Annotated in this window: 8 protein-coding genes; 1 reads left to right on the plus strand and 7 read right to left on the minus strand. The window is 44.5% G+C overall.

The window, feature by feature from the left end:
- From JX312_RS08150 to JX312_RS08170, 5 genes are all read right to left on the minus strand, one after another.
- A partial coding sequence (locus JX312_RS08150) for a DNA cytosine methyltransferase (RefSeq protein WP_204457659.1) occupies nucleotides 1-1,243 on the minus strand: 1,243 nt, incomplete at its 3' end.
- A gap of 18 nt (nucleotides 1,244-1,261) precedes the next feature.
- Nucleotides 1,262-1,465, minus strand: coding sequence for a helix-turn-helix transcriptional regulator (locus JX312_RS08155; RefSeq protein ID WP_123406169.1), 204 nt, complete (start codon nucleotides 1,463-1,465; stop codon nucleotides 1,262-1,264).
- Nucleotides 1,466-1,580: 115 nt separating this feature from the next.
- Nucleotides 1,581-2,075, minus strand: coding sequence for a very short patch repair endonuclease (locus tag JX312_RS08160; RefSeq protein WP_204457660.1), 495 nt, complete (start codon nucleotides 2,073-2,075; stop codon nucleotides 1,581-1,583).
- Nucleotides 2,076-2,212: 137 nt separating this feature from the next.
- Complete coding sequence (locus JX312_RS08165) at nucleotides 2,213-2,737, minus strand: hypothetical protein (protein WP_204457661.1); 525 nt, start codon at nucleotides 2,735-2,737, stop codon at nucleotides 2,213-2,215.
- Entirely contained in the window at nucleotides 2,734-3,054 is a 321-nt protein-coding gene (locus JX312_RS08170; RefSeq protein ID WP_204457662.1) for a hypothetical protein, read from the minus strand. The genes JX312_RS08165 and JX312_RS08170 overlap by 4 nt, the downstream gene beginning before the upstream one ends.
- Before the next feature lie 406 nt (nucleotides 3,055-3,460).
- On the opposite strand from JX312_RS08170, the gene JX312_RS08175 reads away from it, so the two are divergent.
- Nucleotides 3,461-3,643 carry a hypothetical protein gene (locus JX312_RS08175; protein ID WP_210433292.1) on the plus strand — a complete coding sequence of 61 codons (183 nt, stop codon included), beginning with the start codon at nucleotides 3,461-3,463 and terminating at the stop codon, nucleotides 3,641-3,643.
- A 665-nt stretch (nucleotides 3,644-4,308) separates the two neighbouring features.
- Here the strand turns inward: JX312_RS08175 and JX312_RS08180 are convergent.
- The gene (locus JX312_RS08180) at nucleotides 4,309-5,190 is read right to left on the minus strand and encodes an IS3 family transposase (protein WP_204457663.1); all 882 of its coding nucleotides are present in this window, start codon (nucleotides 5,188-5,190) and stop codon (nucleotides 4,309-4,311) included.
- Nucleotides 5,191-5,192: 2 nt separating this feature from the next.
- Entirely contained in the window at nucleotides 5,193-5,693 is a 501-nt protein-coding gene (locus JX312_RS08185; protein ID WP_123408219.1) for a hypothetical protein, read from the minus strand.
- Between the last annotated feature and the right edge of the window lie 50 nt (nucleotides 5,694-5,743).

Consider the following 5,743-nt stretch of genomic DNA (forward strand, 5'->3'; position numbering starts at 1 on the left):
CAACGATACTATTGCCAGCTTGTTGATATGCGGATGTGTCTGACACGACTATTTTAAAAGAGTCTTTGAAACCCATCAGACGCAGACACTCACGAGGAGTTAATTTCCTTATGCGTCCTTTGTGAGTTACATAGTTATCAACACCTGCCCGGTGCATTTTATGCATTGACTGAAGCAAGGGACGCGCTACATCCAAATCTGTCTCTGTTGAAGTCTTGAAGTTCTTCGTGCCTCCTGCCAATACGTATTTGGCAACTTTCTCGGAAAGATAATACTTCTCCTCAACGTCTCTCACATCGAAAATGAACTCGTCGAAATCTGTATTATGTTCCGTTAATTCAGAATCAGGATGAAACACAAAATCACCATGCCAATTGAATTGCTGGTTTCTTTTTTGGCATAACTGAATGTCTCCATTGATTTGAGTATAGCTCTTCATCCGATTTTTGTGGCTGGTGACGAATTTAACTCCTTTTTCTCTAAGAAAATACTTTGTGTCAATGAAGTCTTCGAGGAAATCGTACATGCGATACTCCAAGTCTATAGGAGCCGGATATTCAAAATCTGTTTTCTTTTGGAATCCGAGGCAGTAAACTCTCTCTCTATGCTGAGGAATACCGTAGTCACAACTGTTAAGGACTCTAAATTTTACATCATAGCCCAGTTCTTCAAAAATGTCATGTATAACATGCCATGTTCTACCCTTATCGTGATTAAGAAGACCTCTTACATTTTCAAACAAGAAAACTTTAGGCTGTGTTTCTTTTACCACGCGGGCAAATTCATAAAACAGGGTGCCTCTTGCATCTTCGAATCCTAAACGATGCCCAACCATCGAAAAAGCTTGGCAGGGAGCGCCGCCAACAACGATGTCAACTTTCCCGGCATACTTCTTTGCATTGAAATCGCGAATATCAGTAAACCAATCATCCTCGTTGATTTCATAATTGGCGAAATAGCTATGCTTGCATTTGGCATCAATATCCCCGGCAAACATTATCTTATGCTTTAGACCAAGCCGCTGGAAGGCATGTTCAAAAGCCCCAATACCTGAAAACACTGTCCCGATGCGGATTGTATTTTCAGGATGAGAAAACGGCAATTCCTTCCATGAAGTACATTTTGCCAAAGAAGTGGGCTGAATGTCTTTTTTTTCAAGGTTTTCCGTACGTTTCTTAATTATACGTTTTACCTTAGTGATTTTTTCAGACTCTTCCTGTATATCTTTAGTGACAGTAGCCATTAGAATTAATTAGAGCGATTATTCGGGCATTCTTACGAGTTCTTGAATCTGCACATCAAGGAGTTCGGCTATCCTGAGAAGGGTGTCGAGACTCGGCTGAATTGTGTTAGTACACCATTTGGAGACTGTTGCTGGATCTTTGTCGAGTTGTTCGGCAAGCCATTTGTTTGTCCGCTTCTTCTCCGCAAGCATGACTTTGATTCGGTTTATATCTTTGCCCATGATGTTTTATTCTGTTCAATGGCGCAAAGATAACGATTTCTACCGAGAAATCTCTTATATCACGCCATAAAATTGAAAACCGATTTCATAAAATTGCATTTCATGCAATTTTATGTTATATAGAATAGTCAGATTCCGGTTCTGCGGCAGTTGAAATATCGGTTTCTTCAAAGCTGTAGCCGTTGGTGCCGTAAGAGGTAATGCTGTCATAAATCCTATTGAGTGTCTCCTCGCGGTTAACCTTGTTACGGAGCTCGCACTCCCATACCCGGACGACACGCCAACCAAGAGCTTTCAGCGCGACTTCGTTGCAAACATCGCGGGCAACATTGCGCTCAATCTTCGCTTTCCAAAACTCGACATTGGACTTTGGCAAGCGGAAATACCTGCAATCCTCATGCCCATGCCAGAAGCATCCGTCGACGAAAATGACGGTCTTGTACTTCGGCAGTACAATATCAGGATTCCCCGGCAGTTTCCTGACTTGAATCCGAAAACGCAGACCACAGGAGAAAAGATACTTTCGCACAATCATCTCCGGCATCGTATCCTTTCCCTTGATAGCCGCCATACAGCGGCTACGCTGCTCCGTTGTCATAACATCTGTCATAATGTAATAACAAAGTTACAATCCGATTGTATGCAATCCAAGAATTATATACGAAATTTTACTAAGACGCCCCGGCAAGAGGGTTGGTCTTGTCGGGGTGTCGGTCAAGGGATTATAGGAGCGTTAGTAGTGTAGGGTCAGAGGCGGCAACAGGCTATGCTACAGCCGGGGACTTGGTCGGCTGAGAGGGGACAGCGGTTCTCATCGGCGAAGTGGAGGAAGCCGTTGATCTTTGCGGTCTGCTGGAGCCAGTGGACGAAGGCGGTCATTTCGGAGTGGACGGTGTCGGCCGGGCCTCGGAAGCTGATATTGATGACGATGAGGGTCATATCAGGGATTCCGAGGTGGCTTTCGGAACATTCCCACAAACGGAACTGGATGTTGCGGCGGTTGTCGAAATAATAGCGGATACAGGCACCGACCGCGTTCCAGTCGAGTGACACGTCTTCGGGGTTGCCGCCTACCATCATGGCTTCTTCTCGGAGCATCATGTTACGGATGCCGTCAGCGTCATAGCTGACTCGCTCGAAGATGCCAAGCCCGACGGCAATGCCGAAAACAGCTATGACCACGGCATACGCCCACTTGGGTATTGCCGCCCATACAGCACCGTTGACGATGCTATACATCCGTTCCCGGAGTCTTTCCGCCGCTTCCTTCAAGCCCTCGGTTTGGCGGCTGAACTCGCGGCTGATTCCTTCATGTCATTTATGTTGAAGGATACGACTCTGTTGTCATCATGTTTCTTCAATGATGCTTCTGGGTGGATTGCCTTTTCTTGATGCAATTTAGTTACAACATTAAGCATCATATCCCCAAAATCACCACGAGATAAGGGCTTTTCTTTAGCCTGTGGAATGGATGAATTGGTATCAATAACCGGTTGCGATACAGGAATCTGCTGTACACTCTTCGCTTCCTTTTCTTCTGTTTCGCCGATTAGCGGCATATCTTTGCCTGAAAGAAATTCGACGAGCAAAGCATACAGTGCAAGTCCGGCGACAATGACAATAAAAAGAAAACGTTAGCATTGAACTCTGATTCTCCTTTTGATAAAATAGAGTGGCGGATGGTCTGTGCTGAAAAAAATATCGACAGCAATCACCAGCACAAGCAACCATGGATGATGACCTTTGAACAGGTATTTCATTCGCGTAATTGTTTAATCGTATAGTCTTAAAAAAATAATGAGTTATGCAAACAGAGTTAAAACACAGTAACACTTTTGATTGTTCATTCTCCGAAAATTGAATCAGCATTGTTGGTTGGAGATATGCTTGATTCGTTGTGCCTTTGCACTCAAAAATAACATAATGGCGACATCAGCTCAATAGAAAATAATTACGTTCTCTCTGAGAGTAGATCTCATAGAACGTCTTAAAGATATGGCTAAACAAGAGCATTGTAGCCTTGACAATTTGGTTGAGAGCATATTGTTTGAAGCTGCTTATAATGAGCCTAATGAGATAACAAAGGCCGCTCTTGAGGAAGCTATTAGTGGAAAATTGAGGACTAAACCTCCCATTGATACATCATCTGTAGAGGCTATGTTTAAGTCAATCGATTAGACACTATAATAGCAATATAATTATAGACCGAGACAATGCTGATAAGGCAATCATCCCGGTCTATCTTATTATTAACGCGAATTCGGGATAAGGAACACCATAAAAAAGTTGAATCGGCAGCTAAAAAAAGTTGCCGATTCTTTTGGTAATTTCGCTGCTATTTAGTAATTTAGAGGTGTCAAACAATAAATACTGTATCATGATTACCGAAAGTAAAGTTACTGAAATTTTTTGTATTGCAGATGATTTCTGCAAAGAATTTGAGGGTGAGATGGCAAAAAATCGGGAGTTTGACAGTTTAGTCTCTCATTTAACATTTAACTTGCAGCTAATCAGACTGCAACGATGACAAATTAANAATGTTAATTGTGCTAACCGCTGTATTTCAGTGGATTACCACTTTATTAATCTATGAATTTGTACTTTTCTTAAATATTTTAAGGGTTGTGGCGTCCTGAAAAATATTGACGGGTCAGAGGGTTTGAGATTATGAATGAATGTTAAACAGTCCGAAGACTGTGGAGACATGCAGGTATGAGCCTGAGATCCCCGAGGTTNGGGTAAAATCCTCCGGGGCTCGATGCCCCGGGGATTTTTGAGACTTGCAGTGCAATCACCGTCAGTCCCGTCGGTTGGGGTATGCAAAAGTACTGAAAAATCTTGACTCATGCAGATTTCAGGTAATATTTTTTCCAGAGCTTACGTCCGGGTACCGCTCCGCGATGCACTTCATCGGGAGTCAGCATGCCGAGACTGAGGTGCGGTCGGCGGGTATGGTAAGTGTTGATTACATCCTCCAGCACCTGCCGTATGTTGTCCTTCCTTACGTCCATATGCTTCAGAAACTCCTCTTTAAGTATGCCGTTTACCCTTTCGGCAATTCCGTTGTTACGTGGGTCGTACCCTTCCGTCATGCTGATTCGGGCGTGGCGTCTACGAAGCATTTCCACGTAGGGTTTGGCACAATACTGAAGTCCCTTGTCCGAGTGGTGTATGGGATGCTGACCTCTCCTGCATTGCCTGAAAGCCATCTTCAATGCCGTCATGGCGTTCTCATGCCGCATGTTATCGGCAATCTCCCATCCCACTATTTTCTTCGAATAGGCATCCGTAATCATAAACAGATAGTAAAATGTATTCTGATCAGGAAGCCATATATATGTTATGTCGCTTACCCACAACTGGTTTATGTCATCAGGCGCGAAGTCTTTCCGTAGATCCGGATAGACCTTCATTCCGTGATCGGAGAAGGTTGTCCTTGTCCTGCGGACTCGGGGACGTATCAGAAGATTATGCCTGTTCATGATATCGAACAGGCGGTCACGGCCTATGTCGAGACAGAACTCCTTACGTAACCTGTCCTTCATCTTTCTGACTCCGAGTGCCGGAAGATCCTCTCGTATCGAGCGAACGCATTCCAGGATGCGGTCTTCGTCAATGGCATCCTTGAACGACCTTTTGAAAAAGGCATACCACGCTTGTTTAGTCACCCCAAGCAACCCGCATGCCTCGCTGACACTCAGGTCACGGGACATGCGCAAGCGCATGGCTACTTGGTAGTTGATTTTTTTGACTGCGCAGGCTTTACAAGCTTCTTGTATTCGGCGATGACACCACTCTGGAACTCTTCACGCAGCTCTGCCTTTTTCCTGTCAGCCTCCAGTTTCTCTATCTTTCTGGTGGCGGCGTTTAACTTGCGTGTTAGATCCAGTATGGTCTGCTCGGTATCCGTGAGCCTGGTAGAGGGAGAGGTTTTCTTTGTCATTCCTTTCTTTTTTGTCGTTTGTGCCGGAGTTGCCAGGGACGATATGGCCTTTGTTGTCCGGCATCCGGAGCCGGGAATTAATGCTCCCGTCATGCGGCGCAGCCATTTGCTGATGCTTGACCGTGTGCCGCGATAGTCCGGGATTGCATTTACTATTGTAAACAATGTTCCGACCGCAAAATTGTATTCCTCGTCAATCTGACTGAAACTTTTTCCGCTGCTGTGCCAGGCATTGATTGCCGAAATCTGAGATTCGTCCCAGAATTTTTTGTTTTCTTCACACATTTTACTAAAAAATGTTGAATCTGACGGTCAACACTTTTCCGGACTAGACA

It is taken from the genome of Barnesiella sp. CU968 (genome assembly GCF_905219685.1).
Taxonomy (GTDB): domain Bacteria; phylum Bacteroidota; class Bacteroidia; order Bacteroidales; family Muribaculaceae; genus Lepagella; species Lepagella muris_A.